21 protein-coding genes are annotated in these 23,998 nt (G+C 46.8%); 12 read left to right on the top strand and 9 right to left on the bottom strand.

All coding sequences use genetic code 11. From position 1 onward, the window contains the following. Positions 1-39: 39 nt before the first annotated feature. The 3 genes from AC06MN_RS10070 to pyrH all read right to left on the bottom strand — a co-directional run bounded on the left by AC06MN_RS10070 (position 40) and on the right by pyrH (position 3,272). Positions 40-447, bottom strand: a complete 408-nt coding sequence (locus AC06MN_RS10070) for a hypothetical protein (protein ID WP_475672243.1) — start codon at positions 445-447, stop codon at positions 40-42. 32 nt (positions 448-479) lie between these two features. After that, entirely contained in the window at positions 480-2,369 is a 1,890-nt protein-coding gene (locus AC06MN_RS10065; RefSeq protein WP_475672242.1) for a glycosyltransferase family 39 protein, read from the bottom strand. 195 nt (positions 2,370-2,564) lie between these two features. Then, positions 2,565-3,272 (bottom strand): UMP kinase, encoded by a 708-nt coding sequence (pyrH, locus tag AC06MN_RS10060; protein ID WP_475672241.1) that lies wholly within the window; start codon positions 3,270-3,272, stop codon positions 2,565-2,567. Between the two features lie 625 nt (positions 3,273-3,897). On the opposite strand from pyrH, the gene AC06MN_RS10055 reads away from it, so the two are divergent. From AC06MN_RS10055 to AC06MN_RS10010, 10 genes are all read left to right on the top strand, one after another. Continuing rightward, positions 3,898-4,260, top strand: a complete 363-nt coding sequence (locus AC06MN_RS10055; RefSeq protein ID WP_475672240.1) for a hypothetical protein — start codon at positions 3,898-3,900, stop codon at positions 4,258-4,260. An 82-nt stretch (positions 4,261-4,342) separates the two neighbouring features. Then, positions 4,343-10,318 carry a T9SS type A sorting domain-containing protein gene (locus tag AC06MN_RS10050; protein WP_475672239.1) on the top strand — a complete coding sequence of 1,992 codons (5,976 nt, stop codon included), beginning with the start codon at positions 4,343-4,345 and terminating at the stop codon, positions 10,316-10,318. A 23-nt stretch (positions 10,319-10,341) separates the two neighbouring features. Continuing rightward, on the top strand, positions 10,342-10,590 hold the full coding sequence (locus AC06MN_RS10045; RefSeq protein WP_475672238.1) for a hypothetical protein: 249 nt from the start codon (positions 10,342-10,344) through the stop codon (positions 10,588-10,590). Between the two features lie 501 nt (positions 10,591-11,091). Further along, positions 11,092-12,468, top strand: a complete 1,377-nt coding sequence (locus AC06MN_RS10040) for a tryptophanase (RefSeq protein WP_475672237.1) — start codon at positions 11,092-11,094, stop codon at positions 12,466-12,468. A gap of 92 nt (positions 12,469-12,560) precedes the next feature. Next, entirely contained in the window at positions 12,561-12,860 is a 300-nt protein-coding gene (locus AC06MN_RS10035; protein WP_475672236.1) for a DUF4160 domain-containing protein, read from the top strand. 1 nt (position 12,861) lies between these two features. Further along, positions 12,862-13,098, top strand: coding sequence for a DUF2442 domain-containing protein (locus AC06MN_RS10030; protein ID WP_475672235.1), 237 nt, complete (start codon positions 12,862-12,864; stop codon positions 13,096-13,098). A gap of 17 nt (positions 13,099-13,115) precedes the next feature. After that, positions 13,116-13,475 carry a helix-turn-helix domain-containing protein gene (locus AC06MN_RS10025; protein WP_475672234.1) on the top strand — a complete coding sequence of 120 codons (360 nt, stop codon included), beginning with the start codon at positions 13,116-13,118 and terminating at the stop codon, positions 13,473-13,475. 29 nt (positions 13,476-13,504) lie between these two features. Then, the gene (locus AC06MN_RS10020; RefSeq protein ID WP_475672233.1) at positions 13,505-14,071 is read left to right on the top strand and encodes a manganese efflux pump; all 567 of its coding nucleotides are present in this window, start codon (positions 13,505-13,507) and stop codon (positions 14,069-14,071) included. Further along, positions 14,071-15,852, top strand: a complete 1,782-nt coding sequence (locus AC06MN_RS10015) for an endonuclease (RefSeq protein WP_475672232.1) — start codon at positions 14,071-14,073, stop codon at positions 15,850-15,852. The genes AC06MN_RS10020 and AC06MN_RS10015 overlap by 1 nt, the downstream gene beginning before the upstream one ends. 6 nt (positions 15,853-15,858) lie before the next feature. Beyond that, a complete protein-coding gene (locus AC06MN_RS10010; protein WP_475672231.1) occupies positions 15,859-16,296 on the top strand; it encodes a 6-pyruvoyl trahydropterin synthase family protein in 438 nt (145 codons plus the stop codon). Positions 16,297-16,421: 125 nt separating this feature from the next. Here AC06MN_RS10010 and AC06MN_RS10005 read toward each other — a convergent pair whose 3' ends face one another. The 5 genes from AC06MN_RS10005 to mutY all read right to left on the bottom strand — a co-directional run bounded on the left by AC06MN_RS10005 (position 16,422) and on the right by mutY (position 21,357). Continuing rightward, complete coding sequence (locus AC06MN_RS10005; protein ID WP_475672230.1) at positions 16,422-17,339, bottom strand: magnesium transporter CorA family protein; 918 nt, start codon at positions 17,337-17,339, stop codon at positions 16,422-16,424. A gap of 183 nt (positions 17,340-17,522) precedes the next feature. Further along, a complete protein-coding gene (gene gldD, locus AC06MN_RS10000; protein WP_475672229.1) occupies positions 17,523-18,107 on the bottom strand; it encodes a gliding motility lipoprotein GldD in 585 nt (194 codons plus the stop codon). A gap of 277 nt (positions 18,108-18,384) precedes the next feature. Further along, a complete protein-coding gene (gene gldE / locus AC06MN_RS09995) occupies positions 18,385-19,725 on the bottom strand; it encodes a gliding motility-associated protein GldE (RefSeq protein ID WP_475672228.1) in 1,341 nt (446 codons plus the stop codon). Between the two features lie 98 nt (positions 19,726-19,823). After that, positions 19,824-20,291 carry a single-stranded DNA-binding protein gene (locus AC06MN_RS09990; protein WP_475672227.1) on the bottom strand — a complete coding sequence of 156 codons (468 nt, stop codon included), beginning with the start codon at positions 20,289-20,291 and terminating at the stop codon, positions 19,824-19,826. Further along, complete coding sequence (gene mutY, locus AC06MN_RS09985) at positions 20,275-21,357, bottom strand: A/G-specific adenine glycosylase (RefSeq protein ID WP_475672226.1); 1,083 nt, start codon at positions 21,355-21,357, stop codon at positions 20,275-20,277. Before mutY ends, AC06MN_RS09990 begins: the two co-directional genes overlap by 17 nt. A 215-nt stretch (positions 21,358-21,572) precedes the next feature. On the opposite strand from mutY, the gene AC06MN_RS09980 reads away from it, so the two are divergent. Both AC06MN_RS09980 and AC06MN_RS09975 read left to right on the top strand, forming a co-directional pair. Beyond that, positions 21,573-21,845, top strand: coding sequence for an HU family DNA-binding protein (locus AC06MN_RS09980; RefSeq protein WP_475672225.1), 273 nt, complete (start codon positions 21,573-21,575; stop codon positions 21,843-21,845). Positions 21,846-22,108: 263 nt separating this feature from the next. After that, positions 22,109-23,656, top strand: a complete 1,548-nt coding sequence (locus AC06MN_RS09975; RefSeq protein WP_475672279.1) for an Rne/Rng family ribonuclease — start codon at positions 22,109-22,111, stop codon at positions 23,654-23,656. 96 nt (positions 23,657-23,752) lie between these two features. Here AC06MN_RS09975 and AC06MN_RS09970 read toward each other — a convergent pair whose 3' ends face one another. Beyond that, positions 23,753-23,992, bottom strand: a complete 240-nt coding sequence (locus AC06MN_RS09970; RefSeq protein WP_475672224.1) for an acyl carrier protein — start codon at positions 23,990-23,992, stop codon at positions 23,753-23,755. Positions 23,993-23,998: the final 6 nt, after the last annotated feature.

Below are 23,998 nucleotides of genomic sequence, written 5' to 3'. Positions count from 1 at the left end.
TGACCTTCTTTGTGAGCCAGCCTGTCGATTTCTTTTTTTTTATGCCAAAATGGCGGTAATGCAATATTGCACCTTTTCTCCTGAACGTTTGACACCAACCATCATTTTAACAGTTTCGAAACCAACGAGTTCACAGTGCATTTCTTGCATTTGGCTGAATATTTCTTGATTTTTCACGCCTTTCTTGGGCGGTTTTGGTTTGCCGAATTTGACCGAATAACGCAAAATAGTATCAAGTTGGAGCATTGCTAGTGTAGAAGCATACGTCTTGGCAGCGTGACGTGAGGTTTCGCTAATGGAGAGGTAGCGAATGTTGATATAGTCTTTTAACGAACGGTTATACACACGCTTGTCAGGATTTTCTTCTGTCCATCGACGATACACTTGGTCTATTATTTCCTCTCGTTGTTTGAGATCTTCTTTGCTATTGCCCTGTGGTATATTCATTGTGTTTGGATGTCGTAATGTTGGTTGAAATTTTAATTCAATGGATCATACAATCCCGTCAAAATCGGGTCTTTCTTGCGGGTGTAATAACTCATTTTGCTCACTGTCAACGGACATTTGCCTATGTTCCAGATGTATGCCTTGACGGTTGCGCCTCTATCAATCCATTCGTCGTCAAGCAGAAGCGCATCGGCAACTACATTGTCGCCAGGCAGGAACTGACCTTCTTCGGCTTGCGAACCATGCCATAAAACCAGCGTGTCGGTTTCGGCATCATGGATTTCGATGACCATGGTGCATTTGTCGATGATGCTGTCGCAGTGAATGTTGGCAACCATGCCTAAGGCTTCGATGTCGGTAAAAGTGGAGTCGAGCGTGAAAGTGACGGTCTGCCCCCATTCCTGCCCTTCGGCATAGCCTGATGGTGAAAATGGAAGTTCGTTCAAAAGATAAGTTCCGCCTTCGTTCCCGGTCTTACTTAATGTAAGGTATCGCGAAGTGAACCAGTCTTTTGCAAACAGGCAATACGGATAATTTCCCACGGCGTAGGTCTCCCAAATCGGGTCAACATAATCGGTCCAGCCGAAGCCGAGCATCGCTTTCGGGTTGTCGTGCATCCATTTCGTGAAGTTGTTGAGGTGCTCGTAACGGTCGAAAATGATGCGGTCTTTCACATCGGTCTGAGCCTGATAAAACTCTGATGCCGTACCGATTTCGCTTCGCGTCGCAAAATGAATCTTTTCGCCGTATTGCTTGCTGTCGTCTTGCATCTTGGCGGCAATCTGGTCAAAGCCTTGATGATACATGAACTCGTAATGGCCGCGCGTGGTGATGAGCGTGCTGGTGCCTGCAAATAAAATGACTGCAATAACTGCAATGGTTTGCAATTTGGTCATCGTGTTGTTCTTGAACAGCGAGAAAGCGATGATAATCAGGAATGGATAGCTGAAAATCATCGTGCTTTGTTGTAAAATCGGTTCGCGAAGCAGTGAATAGATGTAAGCCATCCCGAAGGCAATAATGAACCAGGCGGCAGCTGCCCAACGGATGGGGTAGGAGCGTTTCTGGCGGCGTTGCAGGATGATGGGCAGAATGATGATGATGCCTGTGGCAAAGATGAACAGAGGCGAGTAGTTCATCGTATATCGCACGAAATTAATCAGGAAAGTGGATTTCGGCATGGTAAGCCAACCGCCAATGCCGCCTTCTTCGATAAGCTGATGATAGAAAATCGGGAAGTTTGGACTGTAAAGCGCCAAAGCCCCCATACCGCTCAGCCAATAGGCCTTGCGTCGTTCCTTTGGCAGGAAAAACAGACCGGTTAGGAACATGAGGCCTGCTTGCGCGGTGCTGAACGAATGGGCCAATGCCGCCAAAGCAGCCGCAATGGCAAAACCAATGCAAGTGCCAAGGCTTGGCTTCCTGATGTCGAAAAGGATTTTGTTCCAAAACACGGCAAAGAGCAGCACGAAAAACAGGCCTGCAATGTAAGGCCGTGCCAACTGGCTGTAGAACACCGTGAACTGGCTGACAGCAAAGAAGGCCGCTGCAAGCAGACCGACTTTGTTGTTGAACCATTGCTTGCCGACCTTGAAAACCAAATAGATGGAAGCAATACCCATCAAAGCGAAGGGCATTTTGACCCAGAACTCACTCCATCCGAAGAGTTTCACCCAAAGGTAAAGGAAAAACTGAACGCCGGCAGGGTGGGTGTCGGCAATGATGCCTTTTGTGACCAAATCGTGCAGGTTGTCGAAATCGGTGCGGATGAGCGCACTGAATTCATCGTGCATGAAAGGCACTTGGCCTAATTTCCATAATCTCAAAATGGCGGCAACGGCAATGATGATGCCTAACAGGATGTAATCCAACTTGTTGCTGGTCTTGTTCCTGATTTTGCGCAGATGGTGTTTCCTTTCCATGTGGGTATTCTTGTAGAGACGCGATTCATCGCGTCTCTATGTCATTTTAATATATATTTTGTGAGACGCGATGAGTCGCGTCTCTGATTTGATTGTGTTGTATAAGAGAGACGCGATGAATCGCGTCTCTACTATCGTCATTTCGACAAGCTCAATGAGCGAAAAAAATACTCCTAACTCCTAATTCCTAACTCCTCACTTCGTAACGATGGTTCCAATGTTTTCGCCCTTCAAAACCTTCATCAGGTTGCCGCGGGTGTTCATATCGAAGACGTACATTGGCATGTTGTTTTCCTTGCACAAGGTGAAGGCGGTCATGTCCATGACCTTGAGGTTACGGTCGTAGGCTTCGTCGTAGGTGATGTGGTCGAACTTCGTTGCGGTCGGGTCTTTTTCAGGGTCGGCGGTGTAGATGCCATCGACGCGTGTGCCTTTCAGAATGATGTCGGCCTTGATTTCGACGGCGCGGAGGGCTGAGCCAGTGTCGGTGGTGAAGAAAGGGTTGCCGGTGCCGGCACCCATCAGCACGATGTGGCCTTCGTTGAGCAGCTGTATGGCTTTGGCACTGCTCATGGTGTCGGCGATGCGGTCGATGTAAAGACCTGACAATAAGGTGGCTTTCTGGCCTTTGCCTTGCAGTGTCGATTGCAAAGCCATGCAGTTGATGACGGTGGCGAGCATACCCATGTAGTCGCCTTGGATGCGGTCCATGCCTTTGCTTGCACCTTGCAGGCCGCGGAAAATGTTGCCGCCGCCGATGACGATGCCAATCTGTACGCCGGTCTTGGCTGCTTCGATGATTTCGTCGGCATAGTCGTTCAGACGCTGTGGGTCGATGCCGTACTGCTGCTCACCCATGAGGGCTTCGCCGCTTAATTTCAAAAGTACTCTGTTGTATTTCATTTTCGTTGTATTTTATTGATTGTTTAACTCAAAACGTTTAGAATTTTCGGGACAAAGATAGTTGAATTGGCAATAGGTTGAAAACGAAATCTTGAAAAAAATTGTTTACCTGTAGAAATGCGATTTTTCGCTTTCCTAAAAAAGCAGGAGAAGTCTATCGCGTTATAAAAATATCGTGTTGTGAAAAAAGTAGACGATTTTTTTATGTGTTTTTCACGATGCTATTAAAAAAATCTTTATTTTTGCAGCCAATTTTGTGAAAAGTAACCATTTGTTGAATTAAAATACAGAAAATGAATCGAAAAGTGCCTGTTATGGGCACATAATGACTAACTTACATATCTAAGACATACGACGATAGCGTATAGCTTTATTTCTTGTTTCTTAAAATCGCCAGTTTTAAATGCTTCAAGAGAGATAAAGTGAAGCGCCCACGTCTTGTACATGGGCGCTATTTTTCAATTTGAAGCAGGGTGTTTGGCGATACCCAAGAAACAAAGATAGAGAATAGACTCCACGTATTTTTATGCCTTGCAGTTTCATGCGGCATTGACATAAGCAATGAGTCGAAATACGCTTCCCCGGCGGATTTCCGAGATGGAACACAATAAGCAAGACATAAAAAATGGAACAAGACACACCTATTATTAATGCAACGTTTTCATACATGCAGCAGGAAGAATTCGGCCATCATCCTGACATCAAGGTTGAGGTGGCTGCTTCTCCTTTCATGCAAAAAGACAGAAATGAAAGATTGAAATTGGCCATGAACGACCTGCGCATTGGCCAACGTATTCACGAGGAACTGAAGCAGCAAGGCCGCACAACTACCTGGCTCGCCAAGCAGCTTGGCATGGAGCGCACCAGCCTTTACTACACTTTCCGGCAAAACTCCATCGATATGGAGCTTTTGCTGCGCATCTCATGCTTTTTGGAACACAACTTCCTACAGGATGTGGCCGATGTGTTTAAGGCATACGGATTGTAATTCTTAAATCTTTAAATGTTAAGTTATTGAATGTCGAATAATTAAGTAATAAACAATAAAATCAAAATTAAAAGTAAAGAAAATGTTTAAGAAACTGACTTTGTTAATTACATTGGCCTTTGGCCTATGCTGGAGCGGCATCTCGGATATGATGGCGCAAACTCCTGACGAGTACATCTACTTCGACCTTGCGGCAGGAGATGTGATTTTCTTTGAAGGAAATTACACAGGTTATGTCTATGTGAATGGTATTTCAACAGAAGTGACAGCAACACACGACGCAGCCAACAAGTATTACATCTATCAGTCGTCAACCGTAAGCGGAAATAATGATAACAGTCATACTGGTTATGCTACGACCGAAGATTTCGCTGCCAGACAGAATTGCCGCGTGCCAAATTATCCTGCTGTTTCTTACGACGGCCGGGCTTGGAGCGATTATATCACCGACAACTCGGATGTGAATGCGGTGCAGGTCAATTGGAACAATGCGATTTCGGGCACTGAAAGAACAGGAACAGGAAAACGTATCTGTTTCAAAAATAATGGCACCTACGATGTCGTCCTGGACAATATCTTTACAACTTATGAAGAGGATGTAGTGGAACGACAAACTGGCGGCATTACCATCGGGTATACAGAGGCTGGCCCATTTGCTTCAGCTTTTCTGAGTGACTGCAAAGTTACATTGAAACTCAAAGGTGACAACCGAGTGGGCAACATTTACTATTACAGTGGAATAGATACTGACACAAGTGAACTGCATCTGACAAGTGCTGAAGGTGACGGAAACAATTCCGGGTCGATAACCGTGGCCTCTTATGTCACTAATTTTTCCAAGAACAATGCCAGCTGCATTGGCAGCGGGAAGGCGCTAATTGGCACAGTTAGCAATGCATGCTCCTATCGTACGTATTTCGATGGGGGGACTGTCTTTGCTGGAATGCCCAAATGTGGAGGTACTGGAGTTTGGCCAGACTCAGGCTATGTCACCCATGTCATCGGATCTCGTCATCATACTGGGGTCATTATCAATGGCGGCAGAATAACGGCCGTTTCAAACAGTACTGCAGCAGCCATCGGTGGCGGAGGTGGTTACACTGTGGCTGGCGGTGAGGCTACTGTAGACATCAATGGAGGTTACGTTTATGCCTATAATCATAGCATTTACGCAAAAGCATACAATCTTTTTGTACCATGCGTAGCCATCGGAGGAAGTTCGAGTGTGCAAGAACCAGCTACGTTAACCACCATCAACATTACAGGTGGTCATGTGTTTGCCCAAAGCAAGGGCGGCTGTGCTATTGGCGGCGGCGGTTCGGCTCAAAAGGCTGGTGGCCCGGCCAACATCAACATAAGCGGAGATGCGTATGTAGAAGCAAAGAGCCTTGCCGGTTCGATTGGCGGACACTCATTCCCTGTAGGATCCAGTATCGGTGGTGGTACGGGAGGCACAAATGCAAACATGAATGGTGGCAATGCAATCTTCCACATCGATGGTGGCACATTGCGTGCCGGCTCAGTCGGTGGTGGTTCAACCTTGAGTTCAACTGGCAACGTTGGCTATGTGGAGGCCTATATTACAGATGGTGACGTTCAGGCTCAGTTTATGATGGCTGCAGGATCGACCGAGCATTGCATCTTTGAAATGAGTGGCGGCACGCTTCATGGCAGCGACTATACGAGCACTTCCTATCCGCTGGTTAAAACCAATGGCGGAGTCTTGTGGATGGATGACCCTAATGGCGAAGTCACAATCTCTGGCGGCAAGATTTATGGAAACAAGGCCAACAATGGCGGTGCGATCTACATGACAGGCGGACAGCTTGAGATTGCAGGTGGCGAGATATACGGAAATACGGCACACATCAATGGCGGTGCGATCTACATGACAGGCGGACAGCTTGAGATTACAGGTGGCAAGATATACCAGAATGCGGCAACCACATTTGGCGGAAGTATCTACATGGGAAACGGTAACTTTGAAATGTCGGATGGTGAAATCAGCGGTAATACGGCAATCAGTGGGGGCGGCTTCTATGTAAATGGCGGCATCGTAGTGATAACAGGTGGCGATATTATGTATAATATTGCTACAGAAGGCAACGGCGGCGGATTCTACTCGGGTGGAGGCGCGGTGAACATCTCGAACGCCATCATTTCAGGCAACCATGCCGACAGTGGTTTCGGCGGTGGTCTTTACAGTGAGGCAGGCGTTATCGTAGGAACAGAGGCAATGGGAACAGGCGCAACCATTTCAGGCAACTATGCTAAAGGTGGTGCAGGTTTCTATGTGGCAGGAGAGTCAACTTCGGAGACAACCATCCAAAGCAGTAGCGTCATTTCGGACAACCTGGCTACCGAAGATGGTGCTGGCGCTTACATAGCATCAGGTAACTTAGTGATGAAAGATTCCGACATCAAGGGCAACACGGCTTTAAATAACGGCGGTGGCATCTTTGTCGATGGCGGCGAACTGACCCTTTGGGACGGAATTATCGGTGAAAGTGAAGCACCCAACCATGCCATCAACGGTGGCGGTTTCTACCTGCAAGGCGGCAATGCCAACATCAGTGGCGGTACGGTACAATACAATACGGCTACCAACGGTGCAGGCCTCTATATGAAAGGCAGCGATACCAGTTTGGCCACTGCCATTTTCAGTGACGGTGTCTTCATGCAAAATTCAGCCACCACTGCCGGCGGTGGCATCTACTTGGACGACTATTCCAAGTTGTTTATGTCGGGTGAATCTGCCATTACGCGTAACACTGCAGGCGAAAAAGGCGGCGGCGTGTTCAAGACTGCTGGCAATGAACACAGCATGTTGCAGATTAGCGGCACCAGCCTGATAGTGTTCGACAACATGGTTGGAGGCCAACGCAGCAACGTATACTTGGACAGCTATTCCGACTACATCACGGTAGATCCTGCTGACGGTATTTCCGACCAAATCAAAGTCGGTATTTCCGTCAATGTCAGCTGCTCTGCCGACCTGCCTACTCCGATCCTCCATTGCGATGATGTCAGCAAACTGAACGATATTTTCATTATGCTGAAAAACCCTGCCGGAACAAGTGGCCTGTTTGACGATGTGGGCAAATATCTCGCCGTATACCAGTCTGATCCGGATCCATTCAACGAAAATGAGATTTTCTTCATCACCACATGGGCAGCCGAAGTCACAGAACCTGAAAACTTCGATAGTAATAGGATTTCTACACCAGCTGAGCTGGCATGGTTCATGGTACTGGTCAACGGGCTGAGTGATCTGCTTGCTAATCCAAATCTTGACGGCACGTTGATTAACGACATCGACATGTCAGCCTATTACTGGACTCCGATAGGCGAGTGGGATAATGGCGACGAACAGGTTTTCCATGCCATTTATAATGGCACATTCGACGGTCAGGGACATACCATATCAGGAATAAAAACCTGTGGTATCATCAACTATTATAACTATGGCTTGTTTGGCCACACGGGTAGCGATGCCGACATCAAAAACATGGTGCTTGCCGACTGCGACATCACAGCGGGAGAGTCACAGCGCATGGGCAGCCTCATTGCCGTGATGGACGGTGGAAAGGTTTCTAACTGTGTCGTTTCGTGCAAACTCAACCCATCGGGGACTGAGACGGTAATAGAAGATGGACATTGTGATGAACATTATTGCGTAGTGGGTGGTCTCATCGGTGAGACGAAAAACAATGCAATCATACGTAATTGTATCGTAACCGGACAGATACAAGCCGAACCTGTTGATGATGATTTCTATCCGGGAACTCAAGCCTTCACCGTGGGAGGTCTTGTGGGAATGGCTTCTGACGGTACTTTCATTGCGAACTGCTTCGCCAATCCGGAAATACATCATGGCGGAAAAATGGGAAATGAAAACCCTGATATGAGCCCTAATCGTTACGTTGGCGGTCTCATCGGCGAAAATCGCGGCACCGTAGAGAACTGCTATTTGCGCCTTGAACGCAGCAACGAACTGACGGCTACCGTATCCAAGTTCGGCATGTTTGCAGGAAAGAACAACGGTACAATTGAACACTGTTTCTATCCGGAATCATCGCTGAGAAATATCATGGTCGGTTCCACATCAACACCAGATCAGCTTCTTATTAATGTAGGCAATAACCCAGCCAACTACGGCGAATACAACACCACCGTCACACCTTATTACTACAAGCACAACGACAACCTTGTGACGATGGACGACGAAAGCGCCCCAAGCGGCAGCCTGCTCGCCAAGCTGAACGAATGGGTGGAAGAGGCGAATACAGCCAATGGCGACAGCGACTATTCCTACTGGATGCGCACCAGCGCCAGCCCCATCAACGGCGACTACCCAGTGCTGGAATACGACAATCTGGCCAGCACGATGGGCTTCACGACCATCGCCTCACGCGACGGCATCAACATGGAGTACAACAAGAGCCTCGACAAAATGCTGGGCAAATACAACACCACTGGCAGCGCAGTGTTCGTATTCAAGACCCCTGACGAGGAAATCAAAAGCAGCAGCAGCATGCCGCTCTATGTCGGTGAAGATGTCGCCCTGCGGCTGAAGTCGAGAACCGAACTTTCCAACGCATACGTGGGCATCACCCTCGACAACTCGAGGCAGAAGACCGTAGGCTCGGAAACGGCAAACCAGTTCAACTGGCACATGTTCTCCACCCCGCTTGCCAACGCACCTCTTGGCGTGGACTACGAAGGAAACACCACTACATACAACTATTGGAATGGCCAGACGCTCCCGCAATTCAACTTCTATACAGAAAGTGATTATGACGGCTACTTCCCGAGCAAGGACTTTGGCGGAAATAATTACTATACCGACTGGGACTACTACTGCTACTCCGAGCCAGACTACCAGTGGATCAACTTCAAGCGCAACTCGGCAAGCCACTTCCACCAGGACACCGAAAATCCGCTCCATCCTAACCACGAGCAAATCTCCTACGATAACGAGCTAACCCTCGGCAAGGGCAAGGGCTACCTGCTGGCCACCAAGGAGGCGACCTTCCTACAGAGCCACGGTGAACTGAACAACGACAATGTGAAAGTCAAGCTTACGAAGACCAATGACGTGCAGCCATACTTCCAGGGCTACAACTTGATAGGCAACCCGTACCAGTCCTACCTCGATTTCAACCGGACTGGCTTAGAGTCGTATGTTATCCTCGATGAAGACGCAGGCGGCTATGTGGCATACACCAACAGAGCTTCCAAGAACGCCTATCCGACAGCATCTCCCGCTAAAGACGGCGGCGAAGTGCCTGCACCAGACCAGTACCTTCACATGCACCAGGGATTCTTCGTAGTGGCGGCATCAGACGGCCAGACGGTGACCTTTAGACCTGACATGTGCGTTACCAATGCCAGCTCCACCTTCCGTGGCGAAGAGCAGCCGGCCTATCCGCTGGTCAATCTCGCTGTCACCGAGTCCGACGGCAGCCGCGAGTTCGTCACCATCGAGCTTGACCGTCCCGACAACGGCGGCGCCGCCAAGATGAAGGGCTTGCGCAACGGCACGAGCCTCATCTACACCAGCATTGACGGCGAGGACTACAGCATTGCCTTCATGCCTGCTGGAACCACTTCGGCAGCCGTGCGCTTCGAGACTATTGAGGATGGCACTTTCACCATGAACTGGAACACGCAGAACGGCACCTTCAGCTACCTGCACCTCATCGACAATATGACAGGCATGGACATCGACTGTCTCGCCTCGAATGAATACAAGTTCACGGCTTCGCCTGACGACTACGATTCGCGCTTCAAGCTGGTGTTCAGCTACACGGGTGTCGAGGAGAACGAAGCCGCTTCGACAAGCTCAGCGAGCTTCGCCTTTATGATGAACGGCAACCTCGTGGTCAACGGCGAAGGCATGGCTGACATCTTCGACCTCACCGGTCGCTTGGTCAGCAGCACGCGCCTGACGGGAGATCAGAGCACCATCGGTCTGCCGACAGTGGCACGGGGCATTTACATGGTCCGACTGACCAACGACAACGGGAGTAAGGTACAGAAAGTGGTCATAGAATAATCAATCCTTAAACAAGACAAAAAATGAGAAAGAGAATAATGATAGTGGCAGCAGCACTGATGATGTCAGTCGCGGCAAATGCACAGGTTTTTATGTTAGAGGAAGATGCAAGTAACGACAGGAACGGTGAAAACGCCGAAATCCTGAACGGTTTCATTCCTGAAAACGGAGTGGAATACGACCAGGGCGAATACGTCTCTCTCGGCGGCGGCGCGCTGCTGCTTGCAGGCCTTGCCGGTGCTTACCTGCTGGGTAAGAAAAAAGAGAAATAAGGAAAATTACGAAGTTTCCATGCGTTGGAAATAAAGCGTATGAAACAATCTTTCGGGATTGTGGAAAGGGAAAAGCGGTGCAAACGCACCGCTTTTGCCGTATCATTAAGACAGCACTTTGTGAACAAGGAAAGTAATTTTTCTTGAAAAAGACTTGCAATCCATTTATTTTTCCTATCTTTGACCCGCTTTTTCAAGGCAAAATGAAAACGACACTTCAAATAGAAAAGCCGAACTATATCAATGTCAAGGAACGTGACCGTTTCTGAGGCTTTTATATTTGTTTTTTGCCTTTCCTCATATTATTTCGAACGCGTTGGCGTTTTTTATAAGTTAGGCAAATAATCTCCGTTTCGACAAGCTCAACGAGCCGCAACAATTAAACAATTCACAAACAGACAACAAGCGTCGTTTCGACAAGCTCATCGAGCGGTAACAATTAAACAGTTAAACAGTTAAACAATTCAACAATATTCAATAATCAATTAAACAACATTTATCATGGAAATACCATTTGCAGAAGCGTGGAAAATCAAGATGGTTGAACCTATCAAGAAATCCACTCGCGAAGAACGCGAACAATGGCTGGAAGAAGCCCACAACAACATCTTCATGCTGAAATCAGACCAAGTTTACATCGACCTTTGCACCGACTCAGGTACCGGCGCCATGAGCGACCGTCAGTGGAGCGCAATGATGATGGGCGATGAAAGTTATGCTGGTGCCCGTTCGTTCTTCCATTTCAAGGATACCGTGAACGAAATCACAGGTTTCCCATTCGTCATTCCTACCCACCAGGGCCGTGCTGCTGAAAACGTTTTGTTCAGCTATCTGGTAAAGGCTGGTAATGTCATTCCTGGCAATGCTCACTTCGATACCACAAAGGGTCACATCGAAAGCCGTAAGGCCTTCGCTATCGACGTCACCTGCGATGAAGCTCACGACACCCAGTTGGAAGTTCCTTTCAAGGGTAATGTCAGCCTCGAAAAGCTCGAAAAGGTGTTGGTTGAAAACAAGGGCAATGTTCCTTTCATGGTGCTTACCGTTACAAATAACACAGTCGGCGGCCAGCCAGTCAGTATGCAGAACATCCGCGAAACCTGCGAACTCTGCCACAAATACGGCGTGCCGGTCAACATGGATAGCGCCCGTTTCATCGAAAACGCATACTTCATCAAGACACGCGAAAAGGGCTACGAAAACAAGACCATCGCTGAAATCGCTAAGGAAATGTTCAGCTATGCCGACAGCATGACCATGTCAGCTAAGAAGGACGGTCTCGTCAACATGGGCGGTTTCATCGCTACCCGCAAGGAAGAATGGTACGAAGGCGCCAAGCGTTTCTGCATCCCATTCGAAGGCTTTTTGACCTACGGCGGTATGAACGGCCGCGATATGGACGCTCTGGCTGTCGGTCTCCGCGAAAACCTCGAATTCGATATGATTGAAACCCGCGTCAAGCAGGTTGAATATCTTGCAAAGAAACTCGATGAATACGGCATCCCTTATCAGCGTCCTGCTGGTGGTCACGCTATCTTCGTCGATGCCGACAAGGTTTTGACCAACGTGCCTAAGGAAGAGTTCCCGGCTCAGACCCTGACCTGCGAACTTTACCTCGAAAGCGGTATCCGTGCTTGCGAAATCGGCTACGTCCTCGCTGACCGCGACCCGGTCACCCGCCAGAACCGTTTCGGTGGCTTGGACTTCGTGCGTCTCTGCATCCCTCGCCGTGTCTACACCAACAACCACATGGATGTCATCGCTGCTTCATTGAAGAACGTCTACGACCGTCGCGAAAGCATCAAGCGTGGCTTGGAAATCACTTGGGAAGCTGAACTCATGCGTCACTTCACCTGCCAGTTCAGAAGACTGAAATAATTCTTTTCATTTTAATACATTTTTTTTGTGGGGTTGGCGTTCCTGAAAAGGGACGCCAATCGGTTTTTTAGTGACTTTAAATTACTGAAACCATGTCAGGTTATGAAATAAATGCTAATTTTGCAGTGCAAAATAATGAGAATATGGGATCAATATTTGTTATACAAGGTGTTTTAATTTACATGTATGCTTTTGACCACAACCCTCCTCATATTCACGTCCGCAGCGGTAATGGCGATTTTACAATAACGTTAAAAGACCGTATTGTTGAAGGTAGGGCAAAAGCAAAAACCATCCAGATTGTAAACGATTTTATTGATGAACATATTGCTGAATTGGAAGATTTGTGGGAAAAAGCGCAAAATGGAGAACCTATTAATAAAGTAAAGTGATATGATTTTGACAGTAAAAGACGTTGAATACGTTGGTGATTATACATTGATATGCACTTTCAGTGATGGAGTGACAAAAAGAGTTGATTTGGAGCCTTTGCTGAAGTTCCCCGCTTTTCAGGAACTGAGAGATAAGAGCCGGTTCATTCAGTTTGGCCTTGACCAGACTATTTTCTGGGCTAATGGTGCTGACATTGCTCCAGAGTATTTGTATGATAATGGAATTGCGGAGGCGTAAAATAGAAGATTGTTACAATGAAAGATATTCAAAAACTGACAGAAGAAGAAATTGCAAAACTGCGCAATATGGATTTTTCAAAAGCGGAAGGTTTTGTCAATGCAGAGGAAAGACTTTCAAAGGAGGTAGGAGAGCTTGGGTCAATAGAACGTGATGCGTTTAATGCTAAGGCACGGGCATGGTATTATGGAGAGGTGCTGCGTCAAAGAAGAAAGGAATTGAATCTGACACAAAAGGAGTTGGCTGAAAGAGTAGGTAAAGAACGTGCCTATATTTCTCGCCTTGAACAGGGAGAAACGGATTTGCAGCTGTCTTCTTTTATTCAGATTATTAATGCTTTAGGCCTTACTATTCGGCTCGATGCAATAGTGGCATAATTGAAGTTTTTTTATCTTGTTTTTTTATTATGTCCATTACCGCAATCATCATCTCAATAGTTTATTTGCTCTGTCTGACAGGCTGCTCTGCATCATGCTCCGTCGGATTGATTAGGCCTGACGACAAACCTTCGCAGCGTTACTTGGTGCCGCTCATTTTCGGCGCAACGCAAGGCGTCATGGCATTGCTCGGCATGTTGGTCGGCAAAGCCATCACTTATCTTTTCGATGCCGTCGGGCATTATTTGGTTTTCGTAATGATGCTCGTCGTCGCCGTCAAGTTGTTGGTCGATGCCTTTCAGATTCTCAAAGGCAAGCGTCTTTACACGTTCAGTTCCGATTGGGGCTTTCTGCTCCTTTCCATTGTGGCGAGCATCAACACTTTCCTGATGGCTTTGATGAGCGACTTTTTCCTGCCTTTCGGCAATTGGTTCTTCCTGTTCGTCGCCGTGGCAGGCTTTTTGTGGTCTTATTTCACCGTGAAAATCCAGTATTCGCCCAAAATAATGAAAACCATGAGTTTCTTTGAGTTTTCCGAGTCGGTTTTCATGGTGGTAATATCGATTTTATATATGTTTACAAATCTTCTTGCGTAATGAAAAGATTGTTTGTTTTGGTCGTTCTGACCTTTTTTGGAATCACTTCGATGGCTCAGCCGGCTAATTATTACAATTCGGCTAACGGATTGACTGGCAATCAGTTGAAAATTGCTTTGCATAATATCATCAAAGGCCATACTTCCATTTCGTATAGTCAGATTTTGAATGCTTATTGGAGTACAGATAACAAAGGCAATGGCGTGGTGTGGGACATGTATTCCGACCGTCCGGGCGGAACGCCAGCCTATACGTTTTATTTGGGTCAGGATGAGTGTGGCAGCTATAATAGCGAAGGCGACTGCTATAATCGTGAACACTCCTGGCCGCAAAGTTGGTTTAACGAGCAAACGACGCCTCGCACCGACTTGCATCACATTTATCCGACCGATGGTTATGTCAACAACCGCCGTAGCAATTATCCATTCGGTGAAGTGAAAAATGCCGAATGGACTTCCACAAACGGATCAAAATTGGGCTCTTGCAAGACTTCCGGATATTCGGGCACCGTTTTCGAGCCTATTGATGAATATAAAGGCGATTTTGCCCGTGCCTTGATGTATATGAGCGTACGCTACTACAGCGAGGACTCAGGCTGGAAGACTTCCGACATGACCAACAAATCGGAAATAAAGCCATGGGCCATTGACATGTTGTTGCGCTGGAACGACTCAGACCCTGTCAGCCAAAAGGAAATCAATCGTAACAATGCCATTTACAATGATTACCAGCATAACCGCAATCCTTTCATCGACCATCCGGAATATGCCCGCATGATTTGGGACCCGAATTGGCAGGGAACGACCTACACGGTAACGCTTTCGGCAGGTGTGGGTGGAACGATCTCACCTTCTGGCTCTCAGACTGTAAATGAAGGCGGCAGCCTGACTTTTACCGTCACGCCGAATAATTGTTATGCCGTTGATGTGGTGACCGTAAATGGCACTCCTGTCACTTTGAATAACAATAGCTATACGATTAGCAATATCAGGCAAAACACCACTGTTCAGGTGTCATTTGTCAATCAGGGCGTGTTCCAGATTTCGGCTTCTGCCGGACAGCATGGCTCCATCATGCCGGATGGCCTGGTTGAGGTCAATTGTGCCAATTCGGTCACTTTCAATATCATGCCTGATGAGGGTTATCGCATTTCCAATGTTGTTGTCGACGGAATAGCAAAGGGTGCTTTGACTTCTTACACATTCACGAGCGTCAATGCCGACCATACCATTTCTGCCAATTTCATTGAGCAAGGTGTCACTTCCTGCGAGGCGCCAGTTGGCCTGACTGCTTCGGTTTATCAGAACACTGTGAATTTGGTTTGGCAACCTGTGCCTGGAGCTACGGATTATGAAATCTATCGCGATGGCGGCAATGTGGCCATGGTTTCGGGCGTGACAAGTTGGACGGATAGGTATTTATCTGTCGGAGAACATTGTTATAAAGTAGTGGCATATTGCATGGAAGGTGTTTCTGACCCATCTGAAACGGTTTGTGCGACAATCACTTATCAAGGCGTTGGTGAGGATTTGGACGAGCCTGTTTATATTTTCCCGAATCCCGTTGAGCGAGGTCAGGAAATCCATCTGAGCGGCAACCGGTGGAATTTCGATTCCATTGTCATTTGTGATTTGTGCGGTCGCAAAATGTTGAAAGCCTCAGGAAAATCAGTCGGAGGCTTCTCGTTGCTGATTCCTGCCGATATGCAGCGTGGCTGCTATTTCGTCAAGTTGATGAAGGATGGCAGAACAGTTAAGGTTTTGAAATTGATTGTAAAATAATGGTTTATGGCTATGTTACGTTTGACAAAGATTTTCCATTTCGACATGGCGCATGTCCTGAAGGACTATGACGGCCCTTGCCGAAACATTCACGGACATTCCTATGAATTGCGCGTGACGGTGAAAGGCGAGCCGATTTGTGACCCGACCAATCCGAAAAACGGCATGGTGATGGATTTGCATGACTTGAAATGTTTGGTCAACGATAACATTGTCAGTAAATTGGATCATGCCTTTGTGGTGAGTTCCGCTATGCCTGCCGATTTCATCGCTGTCATCAAACGCGATTTCGAAAAAGTCGTTGTCGTCGATTACCAGCCTACCAGCGAAAACCTTATTTTGGATATGGTTATGCGGCTGCAAAAGGTTTTACCCCAGCAAGTTGCATTGCACAGCATCCGCTTGCAGGAAACGCCTGGTTCTTACGTTGAGTGGGAAGCGTGAATTTTGCTATTTGCTATTGGCAGCTGGCTATTGGCACGACAGTCCTTTAGTAAATTTATAAGTGTGTGTGAAATGATAAATGTGCCAAGAGCTAAAAGCCAAATGCCAGAAGCAAGACCAAAGAATCACATCATTTTCTTGTGGCGGAAATAGAAATAGAAGCTGACGGCAACGGCGACCATTACACCTAAAATGCCGTAGAAAGCCCATTGTTTTTCCTGGAAGGGCAGGAGAACGTTCATACCGTAAAGTCCTGTGATAAAGGTCAATGGCAGGATGATGGACGAAATCAGCGTGAGGATTTTCATCGTTTCGTTGGTCTTGTTGGTCTGCATCGAGTCGAATGTCTGTGAGAGGCCTTCAATCAATTCCTCGTAGTCTTCGGTCATATCCCACACCTTCTGGTAGTAGTCCAAAATGTTGCCCCAGTAGTCTTCCATGAACTCGACATCTTCGGTGAAGCCTGTGATTTTACCGTTTTCGAAGAGGTGGAAGAGCCGCAGCTGCGGTTTGAAGATTGTATTAATCAGGATGAGGTTCTTTCTTGTTACCGAAATTCGTTCGATAATTTTCACTTGCTTTTCTTGCAGCAGTTCACGGTTGATTAATTCCACATCCAAACCGACTTTGCGCAGGAGATATACCGATTCAGTCATCAGTTTTTCCAGAATGCGGTAAAGCAAGATATCCGAACTCTTGATGTTGACTTCTTCCTCGTTTTGGATGCGCTCTTCGTATTCATCAAAAAGCTGCGAAACGCCCCAAGGGTTTTTCTCTATGGAAATGATGTAATCTTTTCCCCAGAACATTTTCACCTCCTTGATTTTCACGAACTTATTCTGGCGGTCGAAGTTCGGGAAATGAAGGATGAGGAAATAATAATCGTCGTAAATGTCTATCTTGGGACGCTGGTTCACCGACTTGCAGTCTTCAATATCTAAGGGGTGAAAATGGAAGCGTTCTTTGAGAAATTCAAAATCTTCTTCCGTCGGATTGTTAAGGTGACGCCAAGTCAAGTTTCCGATTTTCAGGCTGTTAATCATAAGCCTTCCCCCTTTCTTTTTAAAAAATGAATACTACTTTCTACATCGGTGCAAGTGTTTTGCGCTGCGAAAATAGTCTTTTTCTTTGAAAGAAAGACGGTTTGGTGTAAAAATTTTGGCTGTTGGCATAGCTGTTAGCTACTGGCTAATGGTTAAAGGCTAACAGCTAACAGCCAAAATCTCTTATTTCCACTCAAAGGTATTAATCATCTGGTCAATGTCTTCGCGGATGTAATTAATGACAGGCTGCATGGAATCGTTGTTGGGCAGGAAATTGAAATATAAGGCGCCTCTGACGAAATTGCGCGTGCTGTCGGTCAGGTAGAACTGCATTGGTGTGGCAACACCTTTGCCGTCCATCTCGATGAGCATACCGTAAACGTGATGTTCATCGTTGATAATCAGGCTGTCGCGTATGCCGTTGGCTTTCTGGATGTGTTTGGTCAGCATGGTGTGGACATCTTCCAAATATTCGCTCAGATTTCCATGTACATCTTTGTGTGTCAGGTGAATGGAACCTTTGAAAATGGGCATTTCCACATTCACCCAGTTTTTCTGTTCGGGCGAGTAGGGATCGTTGGTCACCACGGCATATTGCGGACATTCAAAGCGGTAGCGTTCGATGGTGTCGACTGACTGATAGACTTTTTCTGGCAAATCGATGCGGAAATAGCCCCTCGGTTTGGGCATGTAATTCGTTTCTTCGCCGCACGAGGCAAATGTCACCGCCATCATAATGACGGCTAATATCTTGATTATTCTATTCATTTTCTATTATCGTCGTTTTTTACGGACGCACGCAGTGCGTCCCTACTTATATTTTGCAAAGGGTGTCGTTCGCCAGCGCTCACTTTGCCCTTTGCTGCATTAATCCGCCCTTTCAGGGCGAACGCGTGTCTAATTTTTCCTTCCTCCAATTTCCTCCTAGCTCCTCATTTCTAACTCCTAACTTTTCAAACTTTCCACTTCAACACTTTCCTCTTTGAAACTCCTGAATCGCCCCTTCGACAAGCTCAGGGAGCTAATTACTCATAACTCATCATTCCTAACTCCTAACCACTTTCACTTCCTTAATCCTCCTCAAATCCGCATCGGTGATTTCAAACACAAATTCCTCAAAATCAAACTTGAAACCTATTTCCGGAATACGCCCTTCAATTTCAAGAATCAATCCGGCAAGGGTGTCGGCTTCGCCTTGCATAGGCTCAAAATAATCTTCGTCGACACCGAAAATCTTGCAGAAATCGACGATACTTGTCTGCGCCTTGAATAAGAACGAGCCGTCGTCAAGTTTGGTATAATGTTGCTCCTGTTTTTCCTTGTCGAATTCATCGCTGATGTCGCCCACGATTTCCTCAATGACATCTTCCATGGTGATGAGGCCCGAAGTGCCGCCGTATTCGTCGACCACAATGGCGATATGGATTTTCTTTTCTCTGAAATCCTGAAACAAATCGTTGATTCTGCGGTTCTCAGGGACGAAGAATGCAGGTCGGATAAGTTTGTGCCATTCGTATGATTCAGCGTCCAAATAGGGGAGAAGGTCTTTCACATAAAGAATGCCGTTCATGTTGTCGAGGCTTTCCTGATAAACGGGAATCCTTGAAAATCCGCTCTTTATGACGGTTTCCAACATTTCGGTAAAAGGCATTCCGTAATCGATGCCGATGATGTCAATGCGTGGGCGCATTACGTTGCTTACTTCCTTTTCGCTGAACGAAGCAATGCCTTTCAGCATTTGGCGTTCTTCATCGAGGACTGATGTCTCGGTGGCGATGTCGACGGCTGTCGATAGGTCGTCAATGGAAATTTCGCCTTTCTTTTTCTCCAAATGTTTGTCCATGAATGAGGTCGACTTGACCAGAATGCGGCTCAAAGGCTTGAAAACCGCAATCAGGACATTCAATGGCCGTGCCATGAAACGTCCGATTTTCACGGCTTGTTTGCTGGCATAAATCTTTGGCGTGATTTCGCCGATAATCAGCAGCAACGAGGTCACGACAACCACTTCGAGAATGAATGACGCCATAGGGTAGTTCCTGATGTCGAATAGTTCGGCGATGATATAAGTCGAAAGCAATGTGATGGTCACATTGACTAAATTGTTGCCAATCAATATGGTGGCGAGAAGTGTCTTGGGTTTTTCACGCAGTTTCAGCAGCAGTTTGCTTTTGGCGTCGTCGCGCGATTCCAAATCGGCAATATCGGCAGGCTGCAAGGAGAAAATGGCCGTCTCGCTGCTCGAAATTAATGCAGATGCAATGAGCAGCAGGCATAGGACAATCAGTCCGATGATGGCATTCAATGAAAATCCGGTGAAAAAGCTGTTTAGGACAACGGATAAGATTTCCGTAAGAGGCTCAGGGTCAGGGTCTGGTGTTTCCAAAACTATTACGATTTAAAAATTACGCTGCAAAAGTACGGAATTTTTGAATACAAAAGATGCAGAATGTGATTTTCACACCCTGCATCTCGTTTCGTTTGTTAGAATGGAAGGTCATCGGCTGGCAAAGGATTGCTGGCGAATGGGTCAGCCGGAGCTGGCTGGGCTGGCGCCTGCTGGCTTGGCGCTCCGCTGTATCCTTGGTTGTATGACGACTGTTGTGGCGGTTTGGCTGGTGCCAATTGCATCATCTTGTCGACGTTCACTTCCGTAATGTAACGCACAATACCTTGCTGGTCAGTGTATTGGCGCGTTCTGAGTTTGCCTTCAATGTACATCAGGTCGCCTTTCACATAGTTGCGGCGATGGTCGGCGATGTCGTTGGCGAGGTTGCCCCAAACGACAATGTTGTGCCAATCGGTCTGTTCGACCCAGTTGTTGTCATGGTCGCGGTAGCGTTCAGAGGTCGCTAATGTCGCTGATACTTTTCTTGTTCCATTCTCAAAAGTGGTTACTTCAGGATCTTTTCCGAAACGGCCGATGAGGATTACTTTATTTAAGCTTGCCATAGAATTTGAGATTTAAGTTTATGTATTGATCAATTAATCGGGGGACTGGATATTTAACCAAATCCGTTTCAGTCGTCAAAAGTATATCTTTTGTTTCATATAGAGGTGGTTTTTTCTCAAGAAATATTTCAATGAATTGCGCAATTATGGTTTGATGCGTGAGTTTGTGAGTGAATTGTCTAGATATTCTGCCTATGGTGTAGCCGTTTCCTTCGATGAATTGCTTGAAAAAATCATTTTGCAGCAGTTGATTGATGTCGGTGGCTTTGGTTGTCTCTATAAGTGGGAAATCGTAAAGATTAATCCAGATGTCTTTGGCTGTGCGCTTGTGAATGTAAAGTTCTTCCGTGCTTTTTATTCTGAAAACCAAATAGTTGAAATAGCGTGTCCGTACTTTCAGTTTATCGAGTTTCACGGGCCGTTGCGCCACGGTGCCGTTGGCAAAGGCCAGGCAATGTGCTTGCAATGGACAATTCGTGCAGTCTTGATTTTTTGGTAGGCAATGCAAGGCACCGAATTCCATCATCGCCTGATTGTGTAGGCCAGGATGCTCACGGTCAAGCAGTTCGTCGGCCAATTGGGCGAATATTTTCTTGCCTTCATTAATATTAATAGGTGTATCGATGTCGAAAAGGCGTGAAAGGACGCGGTAGACGTTGCCATCGACAACAGCGTAGGGGAGGCCGAAGGCAATGGAAGCGATGGCTGCCGCCGTGTAGTCGCCAATGCCTTGCAGCCGGCGCAAGGCATCGTAGTCGGCGGGAAACTCGCCGCCGTGCTGCTCCACCACTTGCCGGGCGCAGCGGTGCAGGTTGCGTGCCCGTGAGTAATAGCCTAAGCCTTGCCACATTTTAAGTACTTCTTCCTCAGATGCTTGCGCCAGGTCTTTCAGCGTAGGCCATTTTTCGGTGAACCGCATGAAATAGTCATAGCCTTGGCTGACGCGCGTCTGTTGCAGGATGATTTCCGAAATCCAGACGAAATAAGATGTTGGCTGACTGCGCCAGGGCAAATCGCGTTTGTTGTCTGAAAACCATTCTGATAGTGTGCTTTGTATTGTTGTCATAGTTACTTCGCTGAAATTAATGTCCTTTTCTTGAGAATTAGGCCTAAAACCGTCATTCTTCACCGTCTTTTTCCTCCGCTTTTTTGCCTAAATGCTCAAATTATAGGATTTTAGATTAAAAAAATGAATAAAATTCGTCTCCGTATCGAAATTGTTTTTACCTTTGCCGCAAATTTACAACAAACATAATAAATAACCATTAAATAATAAGAAAAATGACAAAAGCAGAAATCGTAGCTGAAATCGCTAGCAAGACCGGTATCGAAAAAGGTGCAGTCCAGACAGTTGTTGAATACTTCATGGAATCCGTCAAGGCTGCTATGGCCAAGGGTGAAAACGTCTATCTGAGAGGCTTCGGCAGCTTCATCATCAAGACAAGAGCTGAAAAGACAGGCCGTAACATCTCCAAGAATGTTGCCATTACCATTCCCGCTCACAATATCCCAGCTTTCAAGCCAGCTAAGACTTTCATGACCGCCGTTAAATAATCGTTTGAAATATTTAAAATCATTATACTATGCCAAACGGTAAAAAACACAAAAGACACAAGATGTCGACTCACAAGCGTAAAAAACGCCTGAGAAAGGACAGACATAAGAAGAAATAACTTTCTCCTTATCCGATGTCAAGTAAACGATAACACAGCATTGGTATACAATGTTGTGTTATTGTTTTTAAAAAGAAAAGTCAACTTAAAAAAGCAAACTACATGTCCGAAGAACAACAAGAAGAAAGAATTGAAGTGAAGGAAGTGGTGCGCGACATTGTCATCAGTTCGCGTGCTTCGGAGGTTGACATCGCTCTGCTGGAGGACAACGTACTTGTCGAACTTCACAAAGAGAAGACTAACAACCAGTTTGCGGTTGGTGATGTGTATCTCGGCCGGGTTAAGAAAATACTTCCGGGCCTCAATGCGGCTTTTGTCGATGTGGGCTATTCGAAGGAAGCGTTTCTTCATTTCCTTGACCTCGGTCCGCAGATCAGTTCCTTGCAAAAATTCAAGAACTTGGTGATGTCGGGTGCCGATGGCGTTTCGATGGAGAACTTTAAACTTGAACCAGAAGTTCCTAAGAACGAGCGCATTGGCGATTATCTTAATGTTGGCGACCTCCTCCCCGTTCAAATTGCCAAGGAACCCATCTCGACAAAAGGCCCAAGAATTTCCGCCGAAATTTCATTCGCTGGACGCTTTTTGGTGCTCACGCCACTCACAAACCGCATTTCGGTATCACACAAAATCCGCAGCAATGCCGAACGCACCCGCCTCAAGAAACTCATCCAAAGCATTCGTCCCGAAAACTACGGTGTCATTGTGCGCACCGTCGCCGAGGACAAGAAAGTGGCTGAACTGGATGCCGACCTCAAGTCCCTCGTGGCCAAATGGGAACAGTGCGTGGCTGAAATGAAGAAAATGACTACTTTCGGGAAAATGGTCAGCGAGATGAACCAGACTTCCGTCATGCTGCGCGATTTGCTGAACGAGTCGTTCAACAGTATACATGTCGACGACCCGACGCTTTATGAAGAAATACAAGGCTACATCAAGTCTTTTGCGCCTGAAAAAGCCGACATTGTGAGTCTCTACAAGGGCAACGACCCTATCTTCGACTATTTCAATGTCAGCAAGCAAATCAAAGGCTTTTTCGGTCGCGTTGTCACCATCAGAAACGGTATCTACCTCATCATTGAACACACCGAGGCCATGCACGTCATCGACGTGAACAGCGGCCACCGCGTGAACAAGGACAACTCACAGGAGGAAAACGCACTTCAGGTCAATCTGGAAGCCGCCGTCGAAATCGCCCGCCAGCTGCGCCTGCGCGACATGGGCGGCATCATTATCGTCGACTTCATCGACATGACGGAAGCCAAACACCGCAAGGAACTTTACATTAAACTGTGCGAAGCCATGGCGCACGACCGCGCCAAGCACAACATCCTTCCGGCTACCAAGTTTGGACTGATTCAGATTACGCGCCAGCGCGTGCGCCCGGAGACCGAAATCCAAGTGCAGGAAAAATGCCCCGTGTGCGACGGCGAAGGCAAAATCCGCCCTGCCATCCTGTTCATCGACGAAATCGAAAACAACCTCAAGTACTTGCTCCTCGACCAAAACGAGAACCACATCACACTGCAAGTGCATCCTTTCATTCACGCCTACCTGACGAAAGGGCTGTTTTCAATCCGTTACAAGTGGATGCGGAAATACGGCAAATCCTTCAAGGTGCAGTCCATGTCCGATTTCCACGCCTTGCAGTACAATTTCCAGAACGCAAGCGGCGAAGACATCGCCCTCTGAGATTGGTGCTGAAAGAAAACATCAAAAAAAGCCTGTCCTTTTTGGGATAGGCTTTTTGATTTCTAAGTGGCTGTTCAAAGTCATTCTTTCATTTTATCAACTTACCCTTCCGGCAATATATTCAACGACCTCTCCAACTGTTTTAAAAGGAGCTTGCGTCTCAAACTGGAAATTGAATTTCTGTTCAATTGCCAACGACATCAGCAACATGGAAAGCGAATCCAAATAAAGGTCTTCGAGCAAGTTGGAATCCATGCCAATTGTGTTAATATCGACCTGTGGCCTAATGTTGGCGAAAATCACTTTCAAGCCAGCTAAAATTTCTTCTTGTGTCATGCCAAA

This window comes from Candidatus Limimorpha sp. (assembly GCF_056203535.1).
The sequence above is the reverse complement of the archived record's forward strand: the minus strand, read 5'-3'. Positions and strand labels throughout refer to the sequence as shown.

What these genes read in the sequence shown, in the direction of transcription:
- mutY (WP_475672226.1), bottom strand. Translation starts at nt 21,357, where the DNA reads ATGACAACAATACAAAGCACACTATCAGAATGGTTTTCAGACAACAAA.
- AC06MN_RS10070 (WP_475672243.1), bottom strand. Translation starts at nt 447, where the DNA reads ATGAATATACCACAGGGCAATAGCAAAGAAGATCTCAAACAACGAGAG.
- AC06MN_RS09980 (WP_475672225.1), top strand. Translation starts at nt 21,573, where the DNA reads ATGACAAAAGCAGAAATCGTAGCTGAAATCGCTAGCAAGACCGGTATC.
- AC06MN_RS10045 (WP_475672238.1), top strand. Translation starts at nt 10,342, where the DNA reads ATGAGAAAGAGAATAATGATAGTGGCAGCAGCACTGATGATGTCAGTC.
- AC06MN_RS09990 (WP_475672227.1), bottom strand. Translation starts at nt 20,291, where the DNA reads ATGGCAAGCTTAAATAAAGTAATCCTCATCGGCCGTTTCGGAAAAGAT.
- gldD (WP_475672229.1), bottom strand. Translation starts at nt 18,107, where the DNA reads ATGAATAGAATAATCAAGATATTAGCCGTCATTATGATGGCGGTGACA.
- AC06MN_RS10010 (WP_475672231.1), top strand. Translation starts at nt 15,859, where the DNA reads ATGGCTATGTTACGTTTGACAAAGATTTTCCATTTCGACATGGCGCAT.
- AC06MN_RS10020 (WP_475672233.1), top strand. Translation starts at nt 13,505, where the DNA reads ATGTCCATTACCGCAATCATCATCTCAATAGTTTATTTGCTCTGTCTG.
- AC06MN_RS10005 (WP_475672230.1), bottom strand. Translation starts at nt 17,339, where the DNA reads ATGATTAACAGCCTGAAAATCGGAAACTTGACTTGGCGTCACCTTAAC.
- AC06MN_RS10025 (WP_475672234.1), top strand. Translation starts at nt 13,116, where the DNA reads ATGAAAGATATTCAAAAACTGACAGAAGAAGAAATTGCAAAACTGCGC.
- pyrH (WP_475672241.1), bottom strand. Translation starts at nt 3,272, where the DNA reads ATGAAATACAACAGAGTACTTTTGAAATTAAGCGGCGAAGCCCTCATG.
- AC06MN_RS10030 (WP_475672235.1), top strand. Translation starts at nt 12,862, where the DNA reads ATGATTTTGACAGTAAAAGACGTTGAATACGTTGGTGATTATACATTG.
- AC06MN_RS10035 (WP_475672236.1), top strand. Translation starts at nt 12,561, where the DNA reads ATGTCAGGTTATGAAATAAATGCTAATTTTGCAGTGCAAAATAATGAG.
- AC06MN_RS10055 (WP_475672240.1), top strand. Translation starts at nt 3,898, where the DNA reads ATGGAACAAGACACACCTATTATTAATGCAACGTTTTCATACATGCAG.
- AC06MN_RS09970 (WP_475672224.1), bottom strand. Translation starts at nt 23,992, where the DNA reads ATGACACAAGAAGAAATTTTAGCTGGCTTGAAAGTGATTTTCGCCAAC.
- AC06MN_RS10065 (WP_475672242.1), bottom strand. Translation starts at nt 2,369, where the DNA reads ATGGAAAGGAAACACCATCTGCGCAAAATCAGGAACAAGACCAGCAAC.
- AC06MN_RS10050 (WP_475672239.1), top strand. Translation starts at nt 4,343, where the DNA reads ATGTTTAAGAAACTGACTTTGTTAATTACATTGGCCTTTGGCCTATGC.
- AC06MN_RS10015 (WP_475672232.1), top strand. Translation starts at nt 14,071, where the DNA reads ATGAAAAGATTGTTTGTTTTGGTCGTTCTGACCTTTTTTGGAATCACT.
- AC06MN_RS10040 (WP_475672237.1), top strand. Translation starts at nt 11,092, where the DNA reads ATGGAAATACCATTTGCAGAAGCGTGGAAAATCAAGATGGTTGAACCT.